The sequence below is a fragment of the Brucella sp. NBRC 14130 genome (assembly GCF_040371715.1).
GTDB lineage: Bacteria > Pseudomonadota > Alphaproteobacteria > Rhizobiales > Rhizobiaceae > Brucella > Brucella intermedia.
This window is the reverse complement of sequence record NZ_BAABTE010000015.1, coordinates 18,244-40,419: the sequence shown is the minus strand read 5'-3', so window position 1 is coordinate 40,419 and position 22,176 is coordinate 18,244. Positions and strand designations below refer to the sequence as shown.

Here is a 22,176-nt window from a genome sequence, read left to right as displayed (position 1 = left end):
GTCCAATCTCCGCCAAGCATGCTCAAGCTTCACGATTTTTGCAACAGAGCCCTCTTGCCTGCCGTCGACTGGAAGAGCCCCACGACCGGCTCGATCTGGCCGGCGCATGCTCGAGCGGTACGGCAAGTGGAATACGGCAAGCTCTTCAGTCGGTGGGCGGCGGCCGGGTGTGGGAGCGTCTGATCGACGAACTGACGAAGGATTGAGACACTCAGTACCTGATGCTAAGCTCGACCGTGGTGCGAGCTCACAAGCAGGCGACGACAGGCCGGGGTTCCAGCACAGAAAAGAGTGGCCTCAATCCGGCTGTGGGGCGTCCCCGAGGCGGACCTTCACTAAGGCGGTGTGGGGTGCCAGTTGGGGACGAAACCTGGGCCCGGCCCGTATCTGTCGGCCGGACCCCATCTCCCGCAAGCATCAGGCCGCTGGGATCTTCCGCGACGGGTTCAGCAATTGGGGCCGCCGAGCGACCCATGGCAGCGCCCCTTCCAACTGCGCGGCCACCTGAAGGAGGAGGTCCTCGCGTCCATAGGCCGCGACGATCTGCACCCCAATCGGCATCCCATCGCTAGACATGCCGATGGGGAGGGAGATAGCCGGCTGCCCCGAAACGTTGAAGGGAACGGTGAAGGCCAGCATCCGCAGACTGCCCGAGATAAGGGCGGTGTGACGCCCTTCCAAGTCGGTTCCCTTGGCGAGCATGAGTTCCCCAATTTCCGGCGTCTGACGCGTTACAGTCGGCAAGATCAGGAGGTCCCAACCCGCCTCCCACCAACGCTCCACCTTCCCAGCGTAGTATCGAAGCTCGTCCACGCACGCGGCGAAGGCGCGCCCCGTGACTTGGTCTGCGCGTTTGACCATTTCCCAACTGGTCCACTCAACGTCATCCTCCGTCAGCGGCCGGCCGATCAGTTCTCCGTTGCGTTCGATCTCTCGCGCGATCGCGACGTCGCAAATCGTCAAGTAGTCCTTGAGGAAGGACCGATCGCCGAGCGCCTCTGGGTAGGCGTCGTTCACGTCATGGCCGAGCGCGGCAAGCGCCGCAGCGGCGCCCCGTGCCGCCGCGGCGCATTCCGGATCCAGAGCGAAGTCGCCAACGGGGTTGTGGGTCAGGACCCCCACGCGGAGACTGCCCGGATTCTCGCTTATGCCCTGGGCGTAGGGCCGTGACGCTGTCGGTGCGCAGAACGTGTCGCCCGGCCGATGGCCGCTGACGACGTCCAGTAACGCCGCGATGTCCCGCACGCTTCGCGCAAAGAGGCCTTCATGGGCGGCTCCTGCGACGTTGTCTGAATCAGTGACCAAGGGGCCTGGGGATATCCGCCCACGCGTCGGCTTGAGGCCGACGACGCCGCAGACGCTGGCAGGTATGCGCACGGAACCTGCCGCGTCATTGCCGTGCGCAACCGGTGACAGAGCCGCGGCTACCGCAGCCCCTGAGCCGCCGCTGGATCCGCCAACCGACCGTCCGAGGTTCCAAGGGTTCCGAGTGGCGCCCCACGCTTCGGGCTCCGTCGTTACCTGCGTGCCCATCTCCGGTGTATTAACTTTGCCGAGCAAAACGAACCCCGCCGCGCGCATCCGCTGCACGAAATAGGCATCGTGGTCGGCTCTGTAGCCGGACTCTTTCATGCCTTTGATGCTGGACGTGTTGATATCGCCTTGGCTCACGACGGTGAGGTCCTTCAGAAGATAGGGCACGCCAGCGAAGGGCCCGGAGGCCAACTCGCTCTCACGCCGCGCCTTCTCAAAGAGCGGGATGATGACGGCATTGATCTCTGGGTTCACAGCTTGGACATGAGCGATCGTCGCCTCCAGCAGTTCGGTCCGGCTTATCTCTCCCGAGCGCACGAGTTCGGCCTGGGCCGTCGCATCCTGCCAAAGGTCCACCTTGCTCACTGTCGCGCTCCTTCTGCTGGTCTAAGCCGCGTGGACAATAACCTACCGCGACAGCTCCGGCGCATGCCCTGACGACACCGCCGACAGCCGAAATATTATGCATATGTCCTAGATTGTCAAGTGACCGTGTGGAGCCTCAGCCGCGCATCTCGTGGACGAAAACATGCGATTATCCACATCATTCGCGGTATCCGGGTGCATTTTTGCGCACGCAGGCGGCGGCCGAGGTGCACCTTTCTGCACCCAAGCAACGCGCCAAAGTCGGACGTTCTACCTAAAATGCTTGACGAATGGGAGGACGAGTCGGAGTCTGCCCTCAGACTTGGAAGCGCCTTCGCCGCCGGTTGTGGGGCGAACCTTCGCTTCACCTGAGCGAGCGAAACTTGAAGGGGAACCATGAAACACGCCGTCCGCATTTCTCTGTGTGCGTCCGCCATGATGGCGCCTTGGCTTCTCACGACGGATGCATGGGGCGCGCAGGCAGAGACGGGTCCTGCTTCAATGGTCGACGAATTGGTGGTCACCGCGCAGAAGCGTTCCGAGACCGTCCAGGACATCCCCGCCGCCATTACCGCTGTCAGTGGCGCGGTGCTTCAGCAGCGGGGGGTCTCCCAACCTGAAGGCCTACAATTCATCGTGCCGAGCATGCAGGCTGGCCGCTTGTTGGGGCAGACAGCAATCACCATTCGCGGTGTCGGACTTAACCAGGGCTCGCCAGGCGTCGCTATCCACGTGGACGGGGTCTATCAACCTCGCCCCTCGATGGGTGACCTTGCGCAAACCGACATTGCCCGTGTCGAGGTGCTGCGCGGACCGCAGGGCACATTGTACGGACGCAACGCCAACGGTGGGGTTGTGAATTTCGTCACGCAGGACCCGACCGACAGGTTCGAAGGCTACGTGCTTGGAAGCTATGCCAGCTATGACGAAGGTCGACTTCAGGGCGTGCTCAACGTCCCGGTCAATGAGCGCATCCGCGCTCGACTAGTGCTAGACAGCTGGCGCCGCGACGAGGGCTTTGTGAAAAATGTCCTGCCGGGCGGCCAGGATGTCGATCGAGGTCGCGCGACTTCGGGCCGGTTCAAACTGGCGGTGGATGTCACGGACGACTTGGCGCTCGATCTCAGTGCGACGGGTCTGCATTCCTCCGGACCGACCTCTTACTTCACATTGTCCAACAAACCCTCGGCCGACGCCGTCGCCAAGAATCCCTACCTGGCCACCGCTATCGTACCTTTGCAGCCGCGTCGCATCTCAGCCGACGATCCGATCGGCGCCGATCGCTCTTACGCTGCAGCAGGCGCGATCATCACGTGGAAGGTGGCAGGCCTCCAGGTCAAGTCGATCACGGGCTATCAGCGGCTCGCCGACCAAGAACAGCGGGATGATGACGCCATCAACGTCAACGGGCTCCCCGTGGAACGCTGGGCGCGCTCAAACACCTTTACCCAGGAGGTCAATGTCGCGGGCAGTCTGGGGGCAGTCGAGGTGCTCGTCGGCGCTTTCTATATGCGTGACACCGCCTACGATAAGCTGCACTATAATTTCCCATTGGGGCTCTCTCCCCTGCCGGCGGGCAGCACCCTCGACTTCGAGTCATTCGACTACGTCACCAAATCCTATGCCGCGTTTGTGGACCTCACCTGGCACCTCACCGAGCGGGCGAAACTCATCGGCGGGTTGCGATATTCCGAGGATCGGCAGAGCGATGTCCAGCGCAATTTCCTGACGTTTGGACCCGCGGCGCCGATCGACACCTGTCCGCTGCAGCGGAACGAGATCCAATTCCACTCCACGACTCCAAGGGTCGGCGCGCAGTATGACGTCAGCGATAACAGCAACCTATACGCGACATTTTCAAAGGGCTTGAAGATCGGCGGCTTCAACCCTTACGATTGCAACCAGGTATTCAAGCCAGAAAAGGTCACTTCCTACGAGGCGGGCTGGAAGAACAAGCTCCTAGACGGAGCGTTACTGTTGAACGTTGGCGCTTTCTACTATGACTACACCGACCTACAGCTGAACCAAGTCGTCGGCCTAGTCTCGAAGATCACCAACGCCGCCGCGGCGCGCGTGGTGGGCGCCGAACTTGAAAGCACATGGCGCCCAGACCCGCATTGGACTCTGACCGGCAACCTTTCGCTTCTCAAGGCGACGTACAAGGATTTCGTCAATCTGGACACGCTCACGCCCGCGCTCGGCGCCCAGGACGTGTCGGGCAACTATCTGTCCAATGCGCCGCGGGTTTCAGCAAATGTCGGGCTGACCTATGACAGCGAGCCGATCGCGTTTGGTGGACATGTGCGTACGCTGTTAGATGTCAGCTATCGGTCGAAGATCTACTTCCGGGAATTCAACACCGCGCTGGATGCGCAGCGCGCATACGTGCTCCTGAATGCTTCCGTGATCTGGTTCAGCGCTGATGACAAGTATCAGGTTCGCCTGTTCGCTCAAAACTTGACAAACAAGAACTACATCGTTCGCATGAGTTCTTCGGACGGCTCTGTTGCAAAGATTGGCGGCAGTCAGAGGTAGGCTGTCGCTCTGCGCCGATCAGGCGGCTGCTGCGAAATGGTGGTTGAGCATGCCCATGGCCTCCGTCAGCGCCGAGGGCCCAATGCCAAAAGCTCTCTCCACAAGGCGCACCTCGCCCCTGATGCCGGGCTGCAGGCACCAGGGGCGAGCCTGTCCTTTGCGCAGGGCTCGCATGACTTCGAATCCCTTGATCGTGGCATAGGCCGTGGGGATCGATTTGAAACCGCGCACCGGCTTGATCAGTATCTTGAGCTTTCCGTGATCGGCCTCGATCACGTTATTGAGATACTTCACCTGCCGGTGGGCCGTCTCCCGGTCCAGCTTTCCTTCGCGCTTCAATTCGGTGATCGCTGCACCATAGCTCGGCGCTTTGTCGGTATTGAGCGTGGCAGGCTTTTCCCAGTGCTTCAGGCCTCGCAGGGCCTTGCCCAGGAACCGCTTCGCTGCCTTGGCGCTGCGGGTCGGCGACAGGTAGAAATCGATCGTGTCGCCCCGCTTGTCGACTGCCCGGTACAGGTAGGTCCACTTGCCCCGCACCTTGACGTAGGTTTCATCCAGGCGCCAGCTCGGATCAAAGCCACGCCGCCAGAACCAGCGCAGCCGCTTCTCCATCTCCGGGGCGTAGCACTGGACCCAGCGATAGATCGTCGTATGGTCGACCGAAATGCCGCGTTCCGCCAGCATTTCCTCAAGGTCGCGATAGCTGATCGGATAGCGACAATACCAGCGCACCGCCCACAGGATCACATCACCCTGGAAATGGCGCCACTTGAAATCCGTCATCGTTCCGTCCGTCCAATCTCCGCCAAGCATGCTCAAGCTTCACGATTTTTGCAACAGAGCCAACAGGTGAAAACCCTGCGCGCGCTGATCCAGAGCGAGGATCGGCCGTCCGGCAAGCTTCTGCTCAAGGGACATCTGACGCCGGGCGGGATCGTGGAGCAGGCCGGTTTCGAATACGTCCAGAAGGGACGGAACCGGGTCGATCAGGCGGCCTGAACCGCCGCCTTCGGGAATGGTCTCACCGTGAGCGTCTGATAGTTGATCCAGAACACGGATTCACCATCAGGCGCTATCCCGGCTTCATCGAGTAGAAACATCACGACCTCGCTGTAGGCCAGCCGGTTCGTCGTCTTGAAAGTCTTGAAGCGCGCGGCCTCAGAGGCCGGAATGCGCATCGAATGGTCCTCATAGCCAGCCTGCGCCGCTTCCTTCCAGACCGGCTCGTATTTGGCGTAGTCGATCATCATGCGCGAAGTCCCCTCCCCGTTCACATTGAGCTGGTTGAACAGGAACGACACGACCTCATCCACGTTTAACCGGTTCAGCGACCGGAAACGGTTCAGGCGCTCCGATTGACCGCCCGGAAGGCGAAAGCTGATCGTCTCGTAACGCTCGCGGTCTCCCGTCTCGCGTTGTCGTTTAGGGCGTCTTGCCATCCGTAAGCTCCGAGATCGCCAGTCCTTTTTGGAGGGACGCAGCAATCGACTTTCAGTAGGATGCACGTTTTGACAGTCGTTCGCAATAGCGTTGTAACTGCCGCACGGGCGGTAATAGTGCCGGTCGATCAATATCAGTATCGAACGTGCGCTATAACGCACGCACATGCGTTGCATATAACGCATTTTTGCATTAACGTATTGAGAACGCAACCATAAGGAGCGCTTCTATGGGCTTCGCGACCCCCACAACGCCCTTTTCGAGCTGGACGCCACTCGATCAGGCGCACACATCCGTCATTGATGGGTTGGGGCACCCTCCCCTCGCAGTCGCCATCCTGCGACTATGGGGAACCTCGGCCGGTGAACACGTGGATGGCCCCGTGTCATTCGCCGTGGACCCCGATGACGCAAGCGTCACAGCGTCCTTCACGACCAGCGAGGACGATCCAGCCGAGATCAGATTGACGGCCGAGGCCATGATACTGCGGATCGGCGGTTTCGAGGACGATCCCGTCATCATTTCAGTGCCAGCAGGGGAGATTTTCGAGCTGGGGGCGTTTGACGACTGGTTCCAGATACTGCCTCGTCCATGACTGGTTCGGCAGATTTCTTCGCCAAAGCGATTTTAACTCTCGACCGTTTTTGATAATAAAAGTCCCAACCTAACCACGGGAGAAGCGCTCATGGCACTGTGGCGGCGGCGTAAAGCTGCTACTGCGGGAGAAGATAACGGCGAGGAAAAGCCCAAGGCGGGCAAGGATGGGATATTCCGCAAGTACCGTCGAATCATCACTCCTAAGCAGATCAAGTCTGAAAACGTCCACATGGCGTCCATGGTCAAGGACGCCTTTCGTGTTGATCGACCCCCCTGCCCCGATTGCGAAGCGCAAGGCCGCAAGGGACGGCTTCTGCCGGTCCCGGAGAGCGCCAACATGCGCAGGTGCGATACCTGCGATCTAACGATCACCCTGCACGATGTAGCGAACGCGGCAGAGCCGATGTTCTATGCGCCTGAAAAGCGGAGGGACTTCTTTTTACGCCGGGCAACGATCTATTTTGTAATCACCTGCTTACTGCTATCCTGCGCCGTGCTCTACAGCGCATGGCGCGGCTCGTGGATGATGTTCGTCTTCGCGCTCGTCTTCTCAGTGCCGCTGTTCATGTCGGTCTTTGCGATGCGCTACAGGGCGTGGCAGGTCAGCAACAACCGCATGTTCGAGCAGACTGCACCTTTTGGTGACTTCGTGCAGGACGAGCTGCGGGGACTGTTCGCCAAAAATGCCCGTTAGACATCATAAACGCCTCATTGACAGGCAATTGGCGGCAGATACTTTAGCGCTCGAATATGCACGTTATGACATGAATTTGCATCAGAACAACGCTGTCGGAACAGGGCAGCACGAGAAGGAAAACGTTTTGTCAGAGAGCGGACGCGCCAAGGGGAGCGACCGGAAGGCTGAGCAGAAGATTCGCGCACGGATTCGAGAGGCCGTCAACGAACTTAGGCAGCTTGTCGGGGAATATTCGGAACTGATTCGGGCGGATCAAGATTTGATTCGCCACATTCAGCGTAGCCATGTCCGTGCGGACTTTCTTGCCCAGCAGCAAATGAGCGCGCCGGCTAACCAATCCACGGTTCTTGCGGAAATGCACGCCGTACTTTCGCAGCATACCGCCGATCTGGATGACATTCTTCATTCCGTGGCCCGGTTCGAAGAACTCGACAGCGAAGCGCGTATGACCCCGGTGGTGCCGGTGAACAAGGCTGTCACCAAGGATGGGATCGTCAACCTAATCGACGGACGGAAAGGCCGTATCCTCTCGCGTGGCCTTCGGCACTACGATTTGGATGGTGATGACTACCGACGCCTGTTTGGCTTGCCCGACGACTACCTTCTGTGGACTGCTGACTTCGCGAAAAAGCGGGCGGCCGTCATGAAGCGCAATGAAGTCTGGACGACACGGCGTGTCAGCAAGCGTGGAAAGTCGAAAAAGTGACCGGCTAGGAAGCCCGTACAGCGCGTTTGCGCACTTTCGACGTAGATTTCCTCATCGGAGCCGCCTAAACGCGCTGTACGGCCGTTTATGGCGGTATTGGCTATCCGCCCCCCTGCTTTTTGGGGCGAGATTGCGACTGCATGCAGGTGCAGTCATCTGCTATCATGCGATAGATTGCACACGACTGCAAACGACTGCACGAGATTGCGCATGTTGACATACGATTGCGAACGCTATAGCGTGACTGCGCTAGATCGCGAAATCATGCAAATGATTGTTAACGATCCTGAAATCACTATTGCGTATGATGCTGCAATCCGATTGTTGGGAGAACAACCCTAAATGCCTGTAATCGCAGCCTTTAATTCCAAGGGCGGCTCGGCAAAGAGCACCGCAATCCTTGTGCTGGCCGATGCGCTCGCTAGGCGCAACGCCACCGTGACCGTCATCGATACAGACCCTCAACGCTCCATTGCCAACTGGCGTGAGGGAGCAACAACCTCCACCATTCAGGTGGTCGAGGAACAGTCAAGCACTGGTATCCATCGCGCCATACGCGAAGCATCGGAGCGATCCGCGTTCGTCTTCATAGATATGGCAGGTTTCACCTCCGATATGCGCACGCCGGTCGTGAGCAGGGCCGATCTAATGATCGTCCCCATGCAGCCAAGCCCCGAAGACGCACGACTAGCGGCGCGGGCCTTCGCGCTGATCCAGAGCGACGAGGAGACGCTAAATCGTCAAATCGACAAGAAGATTCTCTGGGCGAGGACCGTTCCTAACATGATCCAGAGGGTTGAACGGCGGATCATGCAGGAAATCACGGAAAACGACATCCCGGCGTTCGAGACGCACCTGAATGAGCGCTCGGCCTATAAGGCGATGGTCCTCGATGCAGTGCCCTTGGCCGAAGTGAACCGGGAAGAGTTCAATGGGGTCGATAAAGCCATTGAGAATGCGGACCGGCTCGCGGCCGAGCTGGTCGAACACATCCTCGCCAAGCAAGGGGAGAAGGCAGCATGAAAAAGGGATTGGGCTTTGCCTCTATTGGCAAGGAAGACAACGTGGCCCACGTCAACGAGGCGTTGGCGGCTGCGGCGCAGATGAAACCGCAGCCCGTCGAGGAAAACGGCGTACCCTCGGTAGAGGCGGTCCAGCGTGCGGTGGATGCGCAGGCTGGAACCATCCCGCAAACGCCGCTGCGCGTCAGCCGGAAGCGGCAAAGCAAGGGTATCATTCAGCCATTGGGCATGCGGGTCCGGCTTGCCACCTACAACCGATATGTGGAACTCTCCAAGACGTTGCGGTTGCCGTATGACGAAACACTGGAATGGCTAATGGAGAAAGCAGGCGTGGACCACGAAGGACGGCCGCCGCAGGCGTGATCCTGATGGAGCAGGGCAGGGGGCGTGTGCCGTTCTAGCCTGCTCCCGCCATGCCGAATGCCCGGCACAGATTGTCCAGACCGACATTGAGACCGATTGTGTTGGCGGCCATTGCGGTAATGCCGTTCACGAAATAGCAGAGCACGCCAGCAATGAAATAGGCTATTGGTGTGCCCCACGAAATCGTTTCGCCGTTCGACTTCTGGTAGGCCGTGCGGAAAGCATTGAACAACGCAACCGTACCGATGATCATCCAGATCAGCGTCACGGAATAGTGGAACTGCTGGCAATACGTCCCTGAGATCGACCGCTGCTGGGCATAGTTCAGCACATTCGCCGTGGTCGGATCGTCCGCCACCGCGAACGTGCCCGCCATCTGATAGAACAGCACAGCACCGACCGCAGCGGCGCTTCCCAGCACCAGCTTCATGATCGAACCGGAGAACGTCGCGTGCCGCGTCGAGAACCGGTCGTTGCCCGTGGTGTAGTTATAGCCTTCCAGCAGCCCCATCGCGCCCATTATCAGGCCAAAGACCGTGATCGACAGGATCATGATCGCGAAGATGATCGAGTTGACCGAGAATAAATTGATGATGACTTCTGACAGGTCTGTCATGGAACGGTCCTATTCGCCCTTTTGCAGCGCCGACAGCCGGTTCTTCGTCAGTCGCAGCTCTTCGCTCAGCTCGTACTTGGATTGCTCCAGCTCTCGTATCTGTTCCCGCAGCAAGTCCGCCTCGTTGTAGCAGGCTTCGATCTCACTCGAAGGCTTCGTGTACTGCCAAGACGGTTGATTTTCAGGGGTGTACTCGTAGCGCGATTTATTGTCGTCTCCGCCCGGCCGCTGGACCACGGGAGCGGGCGGAGAAATTGGCTCACTTGTCGATTGCGAAGCGGCAGGCCCGCTGAAAACGGCCGCTACGACGCACAGGGGGATGATTTTGCGCAGGTTCATGGTCTTTCCTATACCACAGTCGGGCAGAAGTTTAACAGTTTTCACGACGCGCACTACGTTGTCATTTGCCTCGGTTTCTGACATCTTGCCGCATGACGTTGCCGCCTCGCGCGGCAGCATGAACCTATGATCTGGTTTGGACGCGGTGATGACGAAAACCATGAAACACACCATCTCACGCGGCAAGCTCTCGCCTGCCGTCATTGCCATATGCCTCGCGGCGGGAGTCTCAGCGGCATGCGCCAAGCCCCTTTCGGTCACGAGCACGTACGACCCCGCCGAGATCGATGATCCGAAGAACGCCATCGGCGCGATCATGAAACAGGTATGGGCAGGCGAAATCTCCAATGTGATGGGCAGCTATGGATTTTCCTATGCCCTCTTCGAGGCCGCTGGAAAACAGTACCTCATATCGTCATTTCGGGATGGTAATTGCACCCCGCGCGAATGTGCTTGGCAGGTTCAGCGACTGTCGTCGTCCTACAAGGTCGAAGCGGCCGGCAAAACGTTCACGGCCTGTGGTGAGCTTAACAAGGTCGATCTAACCGGTGACAAGCTCACGATCTGCGGCAAGGAGACGACGCTGCCATGACACGCATGAGGCGCACCACTTGGCTCGCGCTGGCGCTGCTGGCGACCACTTCGCTTGCCGATGCGCGCACTGCGCAGCCCGTCGCGAACAACTGCCAGCAGTTCATGGTCAACATCCGCAACTCGGAAGGATCAGGGAACTATCAGACCAATACCGGGAACGGCTTCTATGGGGCATACCAGATGGGCCAGCCGGCGCTGATCGACGCCGGGTATATGAACAGGGATGGCACATGGACGGGCCGTAACGGCGTCAATTCGCTTGAGGACTATCTGAACAATCCCGCAGCGCAAGATGACGCCTTTCTCCGCTATGGACAGGCCAACTTGGGCTACCTCGGCAATTGGCAGCAATACATCGGCCAGACCATCGGCGGCGTTACAGTCACCCGTGCTGGCCTGATCGCCGGTTCGCATCTCGTCGGCGCTGGCGGCATGCGCTATTGGCTCACCAGCGGCGGCGATTGCACCAATCTCGGCACAGGTTCCGACGCAGTTGACGGCAACGGCACGTGCGCCGGCACTTATGTCGGAGAAAATCAGACCAACGACGAATGTAAGGCCGGTGAGGATGAAGGCGGCGGGGGAGGCACATGCCTTTCGGCGCATCCTGTCGATAGCCCTGTCATTTTCTCCGAGTACGGAGCGTGGAACCGGCCGGGCACGGCCGGCAACAATGGTTGGCATCGCGGCGTCGATATTTACCCCTCTGGGGCGCAGGGCGGCGCGAGCAAGGGCCAGCCCATGTATGCCGCACACGATGGCAAGACCTCGTACGGATCGATGGGGCCGCAGCTCAAGAGCGGCCAGTTCTGGACGAAGTACCTGCACTCCCCGACGAAGGGCGAGCCTCGCGATCTCAAGGCCGGTGAGGAAATCGGCAAGATCGGCGAAGTGAACTCTGCCGGGAAGCCGCACCTGCATTTCGAGGTTCTGGTGCCGCCGAGCGCCATTTCGAGCACGCGCTGCCTGCCCGGCGAGAACAACGACGACTGCGTGTTCCCGTCCGGGTCGAGCAAGCGTAGCCGTGATGCCTACGCGACGGCCGATGCGATAAAATCGGCGAAGCCCAACACGTGGTACTACGTGAACCCGGAGCGTTATCTGAAAGAGCGCGTGCCGGTGCAGGGCAACGCAACCGCGCGCACCGGCCGCACGCAATCGCTGCCGAATAGCTGTACGCCCGGATCGAGCGTGGCCGACACTCCGACCAGTGCCGGTGAATACGACACCGCCACGGCCATGACGGAAGGCGAGGGCGAATATTACACCAGCCCAGCCATGGCCGTTGCCACGGCCGAAGATGACCGGCGTTCATTGGTTATCGATATGGGGCGGCAGTCCGCTCTGGAAGTCAGGGCGTTTGGTGAGGACTCGAACAAGCTTTCCGCCCGGATGGATAGTGCCTTGGCTCACCTGCTTCTCATGTCGAGCAGCACCCACAAATAGGAAGCGCCGGATGCTGCAAGGAGCGGGTTCTACCGTCTGTTGATAGATGCCTTCCTATACCATCTCTCGGAAACGCTGATCAGGTACGTCCCCCTCTACCCGATAGCTGTCGTTGTGGCCTTGGGCCTTCTTGCGCGTTTCGTTCGGTCGGGCAGGAACCGACCGCGCAAACATTGGCGCTCATTCCTTCCTAGACGTTCTTCCAGCCTCGTTTCGGCTTCCCCATCCGCGCCGAGCGGCGCGGCGCAACTGTCGCCTAACGTTGCAACCCATCACTGGTCATCCGATGCCGCCCGGCAATTGGCTATCGTGTCCAGCGCTTCTTTTGATGCCCTGCCTCTCCTGAACAAGAGCGAGGCCGCCTATTTCTATGCGATTGAAGACGTATTGACCGAGCCGTCCTACAAGCACGCTCGCTTCCGGCTTTTCGCTCAGGTCAGCCTCGGCGAAATTCTCCGGTCGCATAACCGCAACGCTTTCTCTCTGGTGAACAGCAAGCGTGTCGATATGCTGATCGTTGATCGCTACGGAATGCCCGTGGCGGCTATCGAATATAATGGGGGCGGGCGTCGTCAGGGGGTCGCCCATTATCAGGGCGATGCGCTGTTGCGAGATGCCATCAAACGGGAAGCATTCAGAAAGGCGGGTATCGCTTTTGTCGAAATCACCGAGAATGACGTTCCATCCTTGGTCCAGACTAGGATACGCGAAATCCTGACCCTTCGCAGTTCACAGTGACGGGCCGTCATCAATGGCCAGCGCCCAGACTTGGCGCAGGCTTCGCGTCATCATTCCAAACCTCGGATGCTTTCGTAATCGCCGATAGAGCGTCCGTCTGTTCCCTCATCCGCTTCATCAGTTCATCCATGTCACGGGCGGCAAGCGCATCCTTCCCCTGCTTGCGGGCCTCTTGGATGATCGACGTGATCGTGGTGTCCGCGATTTCAGGGCGGGATCGAGCGGATTTAAGGACCAGCTCCATTTGCCAGTGATCGAACATGCCTGACGCCTCCGGGCAGGGGGTCTGCATGCCCACATAATTGAGGAAGCGCCAAAGAGAGCGATCCACGAAGCGGAGCCACAGGAACGTGTTGGGGGCCATTACGCCAGTCGTACGAGCTGCGGGTAGCGTGTTGTTCGATCCGTCGGTCAGCGAAGACGCGAGCACCCCGAAAACATAACCGTGGTATTGCAGGATGCAGTCGATGACATCGACCGGCTTCTTTGGGTTGATACCAAGCGCCGGCTTGGTGATGATCTTTATCAGCCCTTCGCGCGCGGTTTTTGTCGTCTTGAAGCCGGGCCCGACCTCGGCGAGATGATCGGTCAAAGTGACCATATTCGGCGGTGTCTCATTGAAGCCGGACACGGCCGCCTCGCCCGATGATTTTCGTTTGGACAGGAATCCCTTTTTCGCTCCCTTATTCCCCTTTTTAAGCGGGTCCGGGTAATCGAATGGACCAAGAACGAGACGATCTGCCAGCGCGGGTTTCTTCTTCTCGGCGTTGATCTCGCGCCACACGTCGCGCATGAACTCTTCGGCTCCATCGACCTCCTTTTTCAGCTCGGCCGCCGCGTCGTGAAGGGCGTTGATGCGCCGCAGGGCGGAATAAAGGATGATAGCCCCATACCACGGGAGCGATGCGACTGCCTCCGCCACTTCCTTCTCGTTGCGCAAAGAAACGCCCAGAAACGGGTTTCTGGGGCCGAACGGTGCGATCAGGCGCTCTTTGATGCGCCCACGATCTACCACGCGCTCACCGGGCTTGGTGTCCTTCCGGGACGGGCTGGCAGGTGCAGCATTTTCGTCCTCGAAGATCAGGGAGCCGCTATCGACCAGAAGCTCCAGCGCCGACATCGGCTGGGAAGCCGGACCCTTCTGATCTGAAACCGAATAGCGGTACATCGGGAACAGCAGGAAGAACTCGTTGTGTGGGTAGAACGGAGCAAGCCTCTTCATCAGCTTGTGCCATTCCATCGCACGCTTGGCGTCCGGGTCGGGGCGCAGGAAGTTTATGATGTGCCGCGTGTGCGCCCGGCGCGACACAATCGCGCCGATGATCCCGATCAACACTGCGCAGACGACACCGAACGGCAACGACGAAACGTAGATCGACCAGATCTCGTAAGGGCCTTGGCCGCCGTCTCCGAAATAGCGTCCCCACCCTGTCGAGCGCCACAGTCCCAGCGTCTCGAAACTACGGATGTTGTAATACACCTGTGCGATCTGCGGCCGGAAGAGCAGCCACAGGATCGTCAGCAGGACCAGAGGGAACGCGAGCGCGATCGCTACCTGCGGCCATGTCACTGTCGATTGATTGTTGTTCGCCATACGCCTTGCCCATTTTCAAATTCGACTTTAATTTGTGTGCTGATTTTATTATCGAATGGCCGTTCCTGCCAAGGGATTTAACACATGAACTTGATGATCGTCGAAAGTCCTACGAAGGCCAAGAAAATCTCCAGCATTTTGGGGGGTGATTGGGTAGTCAAAGCCAGTATGGGTCATATCATGCAAATGGTGCCAAAGGAGTACGGCATCGCCGCCGGCACCTACGAATTGTCCTATGAGCTGTCGCAACGAGGAAAATCGGTCGTCGGCGACCTAAAGCCGCTCGCTGCACGTGCGCAGGAAATTTATCTGGCCACGGACCCCGACCGCGAAGGAGAAGCCATCTCCGAACACCTGCGGCGGAATCTACGGCTATCTCGCTACAAGCGCGTCACCTTCAACGAGATCACCGAGCAAGCCGTTCGGGCCGCAATCAACCAGCCGCGCCAGATCGATGATCGCCTCGTGGCGGCGCAAGAGGCCCGGCGCTGTGCGGATCGCATGATCGGCTATCGCGTATCCTACCCTATCAGCGATGCTGCCGGCATGGCCCTGTCAGCAGGCCGGTGCCAATCGCCGGCAGTTCGGCTGGTGGTCGAGCGCGAGGACGAGATCACGAATTTCAAAGTGACGGACCACTTTGGGGCGAAGGTCGAGTTTGACGATGGGGCTTGGTCGGCTGAATGGCAGACCAAGCCATTCCTCCCGGCCGATGCCGAGTATATTCTTGACCAGCGCCTTGCCGAGCGCGCGGCGGCGTGCCGACGCTTCACGGTCGCGCAAGCCGTCCAGAAGCCGGTCAGCAAAGCACCGGGAGCGCCATACACAACGTCTGCATTGCTCCAAGCTGCTGGCGCTACCCTCCATTTTCCGCCCGAAAAGACACAATCTGTCGCCCAGAAGCTCTTCGAGAACGGGCACATAACCTATCACCGCACCGATAATCCGAACCTCTCCGATGACGGCGTTGCCGCCATCGCGGCCGTCGCCAAATCGAAAGGCTGGCCGCTCGCCGGCAAGCTGCGGAAATGGAAGCTGCCGGAAGGCGCGCAAGAGGCGCATGAGGCCATCCGGCCGACGCACCCGGACCTACTGGTTGCCGGCGACACTGACGACGAAAAGAAGCTGTATGCTCTGATCTGGCGTCAGGCAGTCGCCTCGCAGCTCGCGGATGCCGTCTACAACACCATCACGCTCGATCTCGATGCAAAGGACGGGGCAGATACCTTCACCTTCCGGGCGAGATCGGCGACGATCTCCGATCCCGGCTGGCGGGTCGTCTTGACGACATCGCAGGAAGCGGAGCCGGATAAGGCCGGCGACGAGGAAGAGAGCGAAGAAGATTCGGGCCGGGTTCCGCTGCTTGCTGTTGGCAACGCGGCAATCGCGACCAAGGGCGAGCTGTTGCGTAAAGCGACACGGCCGCCCGGCCGCTACACAGAGACGAGCCTGATCAAGAAGCTGGAACAGCTCGGAATCGGGCGACCATCGACCTATGCCGCCATCGTCAAGAAAATCCGCGACGAAGACTACGTTGCGGTCCAGAAGCGCAACCTCGTACCGACCGCAGCCGGCCGGGCGATTGTGCGCAATCTGGTTGGGCGGTTCAAATTCGTGGAGTATGCCTACACCAAGGAACTCGAAACGAAGCTCGACAAGATCGCGGACGGCGCAGATCGCTACGTTCCCGTGGTCGAGCTGATAGATCGCCAGCTCGACGGCGAACTTGGCGTCCTCGCCCGTGAGGCACCGCGATGGCCGTGCCCGGCCTGTGAACGGCCGCTGAGGCGTTTGAAGTCAAAGCGCACCGGAAGGCCGTTCTTTGCCTGCACGGGCTATAGCGAGGGCTGCACGGTCATCTGTGAGGACAATAACGGCAATCCCGGCCCGGTGATCGAGCGCGATGGCAAACCGAGCGATAAGCAGCTCGATTTTGCCCGAAAGCTCGCGACCGAGACGGGTAGGGCGCTCACCGACGAGCATATGGCGACGGCCGCCGCACTAAGCGCTTGGATCGAAGAGGCGAAGGCCGCCCGCCCGCCACGGCCTGCCACGGAAGGGCAGGTTGCGGCCGTGCAGCGGATCATTGACGCTAAGGGCGTTGAGCCGCCGAAGGGTTGGCCGGACAATCTTATGTTCGAAGATGCGAGCGGCTTTCTCGACGCGCACTCGAATAAGGGTGGCAAGGGGAAGCCGAGTGGCAAAAAAAGGGACAGCAAAAGGTCGAGGAATTGATCAGTTCGCCGTGAAATTTCGATATATGGAGACGCGGCGGCGACTTAGAAACGAGGAGACTGAACCCAAAATGCAAAACAAGCAATCTGGACTATTGAAGAGCTGCGCAGCCGGCGCTCTGTCGATGATGATCCTCATGACATTCGCAGCACCGGCCAGCGCCGAAAAGGCGCTCACCGGATTGTGGTCTGGCGAGGATGATCTCGCGATCAACTTTGACGAACGATGGGTCGATTTAGGGCCTGATACCGGCTGCAAGATAGCATCTCTAAAGTCCACCGGGTCGAACCGCTGGCGTATGCGGATTACATGCGGCGTTGCCGATCAAGGCGGTGGTTTTAAAGACGACACGACCTTGCAGTTGAAAGGCTCGACGTTGCTCTTCACGACCAGAGATGGCACGGGCCAGCTTCGGCGTCAGGGGGACTGAGAAAGCTTATGGAGCGATTTGTTTCTCTCGTCCTCGGACTGGCACTTATAGCTGTCTGGGTGTGGATAGTTGTCAAGCTGGTGCGAGGGGCCAAGAAAATTGACCGAGAGCGCTTTGAGCGAACCAATGCTAGTGGCGTTCTGGAGTTCGACTCCTACGACGAAAAAGTGCGATTTGAACGGAGAGAGGGGCTAAATACCGCGTTGCAGCGGATCATGGGAGGAGCAGGATTTATCGGATTCCTTATTGGTTTGGTGCTTGTGGCAGTAGCGATATTTGGAGAATAGCGGCGGCGGCGGTCTTCTGATCCGCCGCGACACCCCTAGCGCTCGTATTTGAGCGCCATAATCTCTTGGCTGGCGGTTGGTGCATCGCCGATCATGCTGGCAACGATCTGATCGTCGCCGCGCGTGTTGATGATCAGCCGACCGTAGCCGAGAATGCGGCCAAGCACTGTCTGCACCAACTGGACGCCTATGACCTCTTCAATGGCGGCCGTCATAACGTCGCGGCGAATGAAGCCGAATCGCCACTGCACCCGGTCGGCGAATACGCGCAGCTCTGTGGTGCAGTAACGGATATAGACCTTGACGAAGCTCATGGCGACGAGCCACACGAGGAAGATCGCGGCAACCCAGCCGTAGGTCACGAGGCGGGGATAGCTGCGGGCAAACCCGTCATAGATCGCCGGGCCGAAAATAGCGTGAATTGCTTGGTACAAGGGGGCCAGATTGCCGAGATTGAACCACAGGATTAGCGCCGTCACCACAAGCGCCTGAATCAGCGGGCCGACGAAGACCACGGGCGAGAGCCGATAGGTCTTTCGCATCTCTGCTTCGTTATCTACGGCGTCTATGGCCAAATGGTTCATCCCCTCTCGACTTTGCAGCAGGGCCGCCGAACCATAATTATTCTTTTTGCCGTGCAACTTCCAGCGACATTTCAAATCGCTTGCCGGTTAGGAGCCAATGCGCGTCCACCGGCAGCTCCATTACCAGAGCCACGATCAGCGTGACGGGGGGGTTACGTTCGCCATGCTCGTAAGCCGAGTAGGCGCGTTCGCTCACTCCGAACCGCTTGGAAAATTGCTCGATTGTCATATCGCGAGAGCGTCGAATCTCGCGCAGCCGATCTTTCAGACCGACGATGCTTATGGTCGGACGGCTACGCGCCATCGTGTCTATCTCCGCTTGCCGCATCAAAGTGGGCCGTCTACCGCGCGACCGTTTCAGGCACCCTCCAGAGCCTATGACGATCATTTGCGCTTGCAACCGCGCCCAAAGTTCTATTACAAAACACAGACGTAAAACAATGTCGTTTTGTGTCAAGAGGAATACGTAAATGAGTGCAAATTCCGGCTGGACAGACGCACAGCGCGATCAGATCGCCCAAGGGCTGCGAGACGGCCTATCCGCTTCGCAGATTGCAGGACCGCTCCACGTGAGCCGCAACGCCATCATCGGCGTTGTCCATCGGGACGAGCGTCTGCGGGCCATAGGGTTCCGCAGGAAGTCCGGGCAGATGAATTTACCCCCCAAGCAGCCGCAGGAAGCAAAGGTGACGAAAATGCCGACGAAACCAGCCAAGATCGCGGTTCTAGCGCCTGTGGCGCGTCCGGCCTCACTGGAGGCTGTTTCGTCGCCATTCCCCGTGACCACGCTCGAACTGGAAAGCACAAGCTGCCGCTATCCCGTGGGCCACAACAAGCGCGGAACCATGCTATTCTGCGGAAACAAGGTTCCGGCTGGATGCGGCTCTTGGTGCGAAGGCCACAGGCGGCTCGTTTACGCGACGGCGGCCTGACGGCTCGCGTTGGCATTCTATGAGGCGGCCGGTTAAAACTCGTCCGCCTCATCTCTCTAAAAAGCGGAGCTGGAATATGAACAATGATCAATGGCGGGAAGAGCAGCGGCGCGAAGAAATGCGCCGGGAAGAGCAACGGCGAATCGAGGAACAGCGCCGGGAGGAACAACGGCGTGAAGAGATACGCCGCGAGGAACAGCGGCGGATCGAGGAACAGCGCCGAGCCGAACAAATGCGGCGACGGTAGCTACTTCATGGCCTCATCAACCAGATCGCAAGCGGCTTGGCCGGTGGCTTCTGGTTGGAATTGCCCTGAGCCGTAAAGTTGGACCACTTCGTTCGTGGCCTGCATCTGATCAGCCATCGTGGTGAACTGGCCGGACTTGCCCAGCGTGCGGGCTGCGGCCTTCATCTGGTTCTGCAAGACCAGAGGATCATTCTTGAAGGTGGCGCACTCCTGTGCCGCCAAATAGACGTTGCCAGCCTGCCGCATGGCGGTTTTCTGTGCCTCGGTTTTCTCCTGTGCAAGAGCACCCGTGGCGATGGTGCATGCTGTAACTACGACGATCCATCGCATAGCGTCTCCTTTCCTGAATCGGATTGATTACCGGGCAGGAGAGTACGTGCGCGATCCTCGCGCGTCACCAAAAAAGTCAGATCGCGAGCATGGGCGAGGCCGTGGCCGCTGCCTTGAAGATCGCGGGCCAGTCCAAGCTATCGAGCAGAGCACGCCGCTTCATAGGAGCGGTTCGGAATCCCAGCGCCTCCAGCTCGTCCACCTGTTCGTACAGGATGTCACGCACTCGCTGCGGCGTCATGTTCACCGCAGGCGCGGACTGCACCCGGAAAATCACCATCTCGCGGTCGAACAGACCGTCGCGCTGACATGCAGCAAATACCTTGTAGCCGGCGTTTTCGCGCCAAGGACCGATGGCCCGCAGCCGCTTGCCGGTGACACCATCCGTGCGGACGGCGATCTCACTTTCGTTGCGGCCGGTAGTGGCGAACAGCATGTCGGCCTTGTTCACCCAGCCTGTCGCCACGGCCGGCGTGGCTTCGGCGCAGCGATTTGCGAAGCGCTGCGCGACGGCGCGGTCGGTGGTCCATGAATAGTCGCCGTATGGCGTCTCTTTGGTGGTTCCGCGCCAGACGCGGAATCGGTCAGGAAGCCGATCAAAGAAGCGCTGATCTGATACGCCGAGACATGGCATCACGCGCACAGCCGAGACCTTGCGCCGCTCGATCAGACGGTCGATCAGCGGAATATGCAGATCGTTGCTTTCACTGTTCTCCCATACGTGCACGAAGCAGCGATAGAAGGTGCGGGCGGGCAACATGCTCTCGATGTCGCCTAGAGCCTCCCAGCGCTCGTGCTTGTCGTGGCGGGACCATATAGCGCCGGTAAGGGTTGTGAGCGCCGATCTAGGACTGCGAGCGGTCATGAAGCCGTCACCATCTGACCAGTGTCCAGATCGAGCCATTCGCCGTCGCCCTGATATTCGAGCTGGACGGTCGTTTCGCTATTCCAAGAGCGCTCGCCTTCCGGCCATTCGTTTCGGTAGACGCGCGGCATCTCGAAGAGATCGAGCTTGTGGTTGCGCTGCGCCCAGCCTTTCGCCATGGCGACCGAAGGGAAGGAACGATGTTCATGGCACTCGTCCATCTCCACCCAATCCCACCACGAATCCTGATCCTCTGGATTGACGATCTCGCTCGTCGGGCGGTTGGGGTCGATCTCATGTGCTTTCTTGATCGCGGCAGCGCGGCGCTGCTTGTACAGCCGCTCGGCCGTGCTGCCGTTCACCCACTCCACATAGACCTCGAATGGCAAGGTGGCCTCCCGGATCATGCGTCGGCCGCCCGTTCATCCGAACGGTGCGGTGTCCCGCCGAAATTGAGAAGATCGTAGTATTCGCGCAGGTAGCGTTCGTCTTCCGTCTCCGTAACATAGCAGCCGAAGACCGTGCTGATTTCCCACACCCGGCGATCTACCTCGGTGACTTCGGACCAGTGCCATCCGAGCACGGCAAACTCGTCCCGAAGGTAGCATTCGATAGCGTTCATCCGCTGTTGGCCGTCGATCAGCAGATTGTCGAAGGGCGAGCCGAGAGGCGCGTCATTGTAAGAGTAAGTTCCAAGCGATATGCCGCGCCACGCGCTTTCGATGAAGGAAACTTTCTGGCGCGTGCTCCATACAAGCCCCCGCTGCCACGCCGGCAGACGGAATCCCATGACATAGCGGCCGTCAGCGGCTTCGCCGGCCTCGGCGCGCCAATTGCGATGTCGAAGCATGGGCGCGGCCATAGTCGTTGACAGCGGTCTTCCGAGTTCGACCTTGGAAGGCATGCGCCGGGCCGATTTCACATTGAGGGCCATTTCAGTCCTGCCTTGACCGCGCTGCCTATTCGTAGTGCGGTCGATGTTCGGGGTAGTAGTTCGGTGCAACATCCTTGTACACGGAAGCGGAGTAGCGCCCACCGTCATAGGCGACAGAGCTGACCGGGCGAAGCTTCCGTTGAAGTCGATCCAGCAGGGAATTGGCGCGGCGAGCTGCGCTATAAGCGCGTTCCTCGCTCTTGAAAGTCCGCACGATCCGCACCAGACGACCCGTGTCGTACCACCAGCCGCCTTCCTCCGGGCCGCCATAGGCTTTGTCGATTTCGTAAAATGCCAGCACGTAGGTGGTCATTTTGGAATTGCCTTCTCTCTCACGGTCTACTCGTTGATCATGAGAATTGCATAGCGTGTGCCGCGTGTCAATACATAAGAGTAATGGCACATTTGCGAAGATAACGATCCGCCGCCCGAAAGGGCGATTGTGCGATCTCTGAAAAGAAAAAATGGGGGGAGTTTTTTCGAAGATCAATCGGGGTCGGAACCAAGTTCCGGGGTATTTGGCAAGACGATAATCGGGCCGGACAGCCGGTAGGTGGCAGCGCTGATCAGAGACCAAAGGTGCGCCATCGTTTCGGCCGCCGTCAGCCTTGCGTAGTCCTCCCCATGGCTTTCGGCGAGTGCATTCAGATTGGCGAGATACAGGTCTTTCACCGTTTGGGGCGATGCCTCGCCATCCTCTGTCGGCGAATTGGTAGGGTCGTTCGACATAGATGGCCTCCGTTCGA

General features: G+C 59.3%; 29 protein-coding genes. 15 read left to right on the top strand and 14 right to left on the bottom strand.

What is annotated here, in order from left to right; all coding sequences use genetic code 11:
• Positions 1-417 precede the first annotated feature (417 nt).
• Entirely contained in the window at positions 418-1,899 is a 1,482-nt protein-coding gene (gene nylA, locus ABWW28_RS22840) for a 6-aminohexanoate-cyclic-dimer hydrolase (RefSeq protein ID WP_353392335.1), read from the bottom strand.
• 396 nt (positions 1,900-2,295) lie between these two features.
• Between nylA and ABWW28_RS22835 the strand changes: the two genes are divergently transcribed.
• The gene (locus ABWW28_RS22835; RefSeq protein WP_353392333.1) at positions 2,296-4,434 is read left to right on the top strand and encodes a TonB-dependent receptor; all 2,139 of its coding nucleotides are present in this window, start codon (positions 2,296-2,298) and stop codon (positions 4,432-4,434) included.
• Positions 4,435-4,452: 18 nt separating this feature from the next.
• Here ABWW28_RS22835 and ABWW28_RS22830 read toward each other — a convergent pair whose 3' ends face one another.
• Positions 4,453-5,217, bottom strand: a complete 765-nt coding sequence (locus tag ABWW28_RS22830) for an IS6-like element IS6100 family transposase (protein WP_001389365.1) — start codon at positions 5,215-5,217, stop codon at positions 4,453-4,455.
• Positions 5,218-5,283: 66 nt separating this feature from the next.
• Between ABWW28_RS22830 and ABWW28_RS22825 the strand changes: the two genes are divergently transcribed.
• Positions 5,284-5,433: a hypothetical protein gene (locus ABWW28_RS22825; protein WP_353392325.1), complete on the top strand. Its 150-nt coding sequence runs from the start codon at positions 5,284-5,286 to the stop codon at positions 5,431-5,433.
• Here ABWW28_RS22825 and ABWW28_RS22820 read toward each other — a convergent pair.
• Entirely contained in the window at positions 5,421-5,873 is a 453-nt protein-coding gene (locus tag ABWW28_RS22820; RefSeq protein WP_353392323.1) for a hypothetical protein, read from the bottom strand. The genes ABWW28_RS22825 and ABWW28_RS22820 overlap by 13 nt on opposite strands.
• Before the next feature lie 230 nt (positions 5,874-6,103).
• Between ABWW28_RS22820 and ABWW28_RS22815 the strand changes: the two genes are divergently transcribed.
• The 5 genes from ABWW28_RS22815 to ABWW28_RS22795 all read left to right on the top strand — a co-directional run bounded on the left by ABWW28_RS22815 (position 6,104) and on the right by ABWW28_RS22795 (position 9,259).
• Positions 6,104-6,469 (top strand): hypothetical protein, encoded by a 366-nt coding sequence (locus ABWW28_RS22815; RefSeq protein WP_353392321.1) that lies wholly within the window; start codon positions 6,104-6,106, stop codon positions 6,467-6,469.
• Positions 6,470-6,559: 90 nt separating this feature from the next.
• On the top strand, positions 6,560-7,165 hold the full coding sequence (locus tag ABWW28_RS22810; RefSeq protein ID WP_353392319.1) for a hypothetical protein: 606 nt from the start codon (positions 6,560-6,562) through the stop codon (positions 7,163-7,165).
• 28 nt (positions 7,166-7,193) lie between these two features.
• Positions 7,194-7,874: a MucR family transcriptional regulator gene (locus tag ABWW28_RS22805; RefSeq protein ID WP_353392317.1), complete on the top strand. Its 681-nt coding sequence runs from the start codon at positions 7,194-7,196 to the stop codon at positions 7,872-7,874.
• Between the two features lie 342 nt (positions 7,875-8,216).
• On the top strand, positions 8,217-8,897 hold the full coding sequence (locus ABWW28_RS22800; protein ID WP_353392315.1) for a nucleotide-binding protein: 681 nt from the start codon (positions 8,217-8,219) through the stop codon (positions 8,895-8,897).
• A complete protein-coding gene (locus ABWW28_RS22795; RefSeq protein WP_353392313.1) occupies positions 8,894-9,259 on the top strand; it encodes a hypothetical protein in 366 nt (121 codons plus the stop codon). Before ABWW28_RS22800 ends, ABWW28_RS22795 begins: the two co-directional genes overlap by 4 nt.
• 34 nt (positions 9,260-9,293) lie before the next feature.
• Here the strand turns inward: ABWW28_RS22795 and ABWW28_RS22790 are convergent, their stop codons facing one another.
• Positions 9,294-9,875 (bottom strand): hypothetical protein, encoded by a 582-nt coding sequence (locus tag ABWW28_RS22790; RefSeq protein WP_353392311.1) that lies wholly within the window; start codon positions 9,873-9,875, stop codon positions 9,294-9,296.
• 9 nt (positions 9,876-9,884) lie between these two features.
• The gene (locus ABWW28_RS22785) at positions 9,885-10,376 is read right to left on the bottom strand and encodes a hypothetical protein (RefSeq protein ID WP_353392309.1); all 492 of its coding nucleotides are present in this window, start codon (positions 10,374-10,376) and stop codon (positions 9,885-9,887) included.
• On the opposite strand from ABWW28_RS22785, the gene ABWW28_RS22780 reads away from it, so the two are divergent.
• From ABWW28_RS22780 to ABWW28_RS22770, 3 genes are all read left to right on the top strand, one after another.
• Positions 10,375-10,806, top strand: coding sequence for a hypothetical protein (locus ABWW28_RS22780; protein WP_353392307.1), 432 nt, complete (start codon positions 10,375-10,377; stop codon positions 10,804-10,806). The genes ABWW28_RS22785 and ABWW28_RS22780 overlap by 2 nt on opposite strands.
• Positions 10,803-12,254 carry a M23 family metallopeptidase gene (locus tag ABWW28_RS22775; RefSeq protein ID WP_353392305.1) on the top strand — a complete coding sequence of 484 codons (1,452 nt, stop codon included), beginning with the start codon at positions 10,803-10,805 and terminating at the stop codon, positions 12,252-12,254. The genes ABWW28_RS22780 and ABWW28_RS22775 overlap by 4 nt, the downstream gene beginning before the upstream one ends.
• A 309-nt stretch (positions 12,255-12,563) precedes the next feature.
• Complete coding sequence (locus tag ABWW28_RS22770) at positions 12,564-12,992, top strand: DUF2726 domain-containing protein (RefSeq protein WP_353392303.1); 429 nt, start codon at positions 12,564-12,566, stop codon at positions 12,990-12,992.
• A gap of 10 nt (positions 12,993-13,002) precedes the next feature.
• Here ABWW28_RS22770 and ABWW28_RS22765 read toward each other — a convergent pair whose 3' ends face one another.
• Positions 13,003-14,586, bottom strand: a complete 1,584-nt coding sequence (locus ABWW28_RS22765) for a secretion/conjugation apparatus DotM-related subunit (protein ID WP_353392301.1) — start codon at positions 14,584-14,586, stop codon at positions 13,003-13,005.
• 84 nt (positions 14,587-14,670) lie between these two features.
• On the opposite strand from ABWW28_RS22765, the gene topA reads away from it, so the two are divergent.
• The 3 genes from topA to ABWW28_RS22750 all read left to right on the top strand — a co-directional run bounded on the left by topA (position 14,671) and on the right by ABWW28_RS22750 (position 17,538).
• Entirely contained in the window at positions 14,671-16,821 is a 2,151-nt protein-coding gene (topA, locus tag ABWW28_RS22760) for a type I DNA topoisomerase (RefSeq protein ID WP_353392299.1), read from the top strand.
• Positions 16,822-16,891: 70 nt separating this feature from the next.
• Complete coding sequence (locus tag ABWW28_RS22755) at positions 16,892-17,251, top strand: hypothetical protein (protein ID WP_353392297.1); 360 nt, start codon at positions 16,892-16,894, stop codon at positions 17,249-17,251.
• A gap of 8 nt (positions 17,252-17,259) precedes the next feature.
• The gene (locus ABWW28_RS22750) at positions 17,260-17,538 is read left to right on the top strand and encodes a hypothetical protein (protein WP_353392295.1); all 279 of its coding nucleotides are present in this window, start codon (positions 17,260-17,262) and stop codon (positions 17,536-17,538) included.
• A gap of 35 nt (positions 17,539-17,573) precedes the next feature.
• Here ABWW28_RS22750 and ABWW28_RS22745 read toward each other — a convergent pair whose 3' ends face one another.
• Both ABWW28_RS22745 and ABWW28_RS22740 read right to left on the bottom strand, forming a co-directional pair.
• On the bottom strand, positions 17,574-18,080 hold the full coding sequence (locus ABWW28_RS22745) for a PH domain-containing protein (protein ID WP_353392293.1): 507 nt from the start codon (positions 18,078-18,080) through the stop codon (positions 17,574-17,576).
• 79 nt (positions 18,081-18,159) lie between these two features.
• Positions 18,160-18,426: a helix-turn-helix domain-containing protein gene (locus ABWW28_RS22740; protein ID WP_353392291.1), complete on the bottom strand. Its 267-nt coding sequence runs from the start codon at positions 18,424-18,426 to the stop codon at positions 18,160-18,162.
• A gap of 166 nt (positions 18,427-18,592) precedes the next feature.
• On the opposite strand from ABWW28_RS22740, the gene ABWW28_RS22735 reads away from it, so the two are divergent.
• Positions 18,593-19,054 carry a GcrA family cell cycle regulator gene (locus ABWW28_RS22735; protein WP_353392289.1) on the top strand — a complete coding sequence of 154 codons (462 nt, stop codon included), beginning with the start codon at positions 18,593-18,595 and terminating at the stop codon, positions 19,052-19,054.
• Positions 19,055-19,130: 76 nt separating this feature from the next.
• A complete protein-coding gene (locus tag ABWW28_RS22730; RefSeq protein WP_353392287.1) occupies positions 19,131-19,301 on the top strand; it encodes a hypothetical protein in 171 nt (56 codons plus the stop codon).
• Here ABWW28_RS22730 and ABWW28_RS22725 read toward each other — a convergent pair whose 3' ends face one another.
• The 6 genes from ABWW28_RS22725 to ABWW28_RS22700 all read right to left on the bottom strand — a co-directional run bounded on the left by ABWW28_RS22725 (position 19,302) and on the right by ABWW28_RS22700 (position 22,159).
• Entirely contained in the window at positions 19,302-19,631 is a 330-nt protein-coding gene (locus ABWW28_RS22725) for a hypothetical protein (RefSeq protein ID WP_353392285.1), read from the bottom strand.
• A gap of 76 nt (positions 19,632-19,707) precedes the next feature.
• A complete protein-coding gene (locus tag ABWW28_RS22720; protein WP_353392283.1) occupies positions 19,708-20,496 on the bottom strand; it encodes a hypothetical protein in 789 nt (262 codons plus the stop codon).
• Positions 20,493-20,903 carry a hypothetical protein gene (locus tag ABWW28_RS22715; RefSeq protein WP_353392281.1) on the bottom strand — a complete coding sequence of 137 codons (411 nt, stop codon included), beginning with the start codon at positions 20,901-20,903 and terminating at the stop codon, positions 20,493-20,495. Before ABWW28_RS22715 ends, ABWW28_RS22720 begins: the two co-directional genes overlap by 4 nt.
• Entirely contained in the window at positions 20,900-21,430 is a 531-nt protein-coding gene (locus ABWW28_RS22710; protein ID WP_353392279.1) for a DUF262 domain-containing protein, read from the bottom strand. The genes ABWW28_RS22715 and ABWW28_RS22710 overlap by 4 nt, the downstream gene beginning before the upstream one ends.
• Positions 21,431-21,455: 25 nt before the next feature.
• Positions 21,456-21,743: a hypothetical protein gene (locus ABWW28_RS22705; RefSeq protein ID WP_353392277.1), complete on the bottom strand. Its 288-nt coding sequence runs from the start codon at positions 21,741-21,743 to the stop codon at positions 21,456-21,458.
• Positions 21,744-21,916: 173 nt separating this feature from the next.
• Positions 21,917-22,159 (bottom strand): hypothetical protein, encoded by a 243-nt coding sequence (locus ABWW28_RS22700; RefSeq protein WP_353392275.1) that lies wholly within the window; start codon positions 22,157-22,159, stop codon positions 21,917-21,919.
• Positions 22,160-22,176 lie beyond the last annotated feature (17 nt).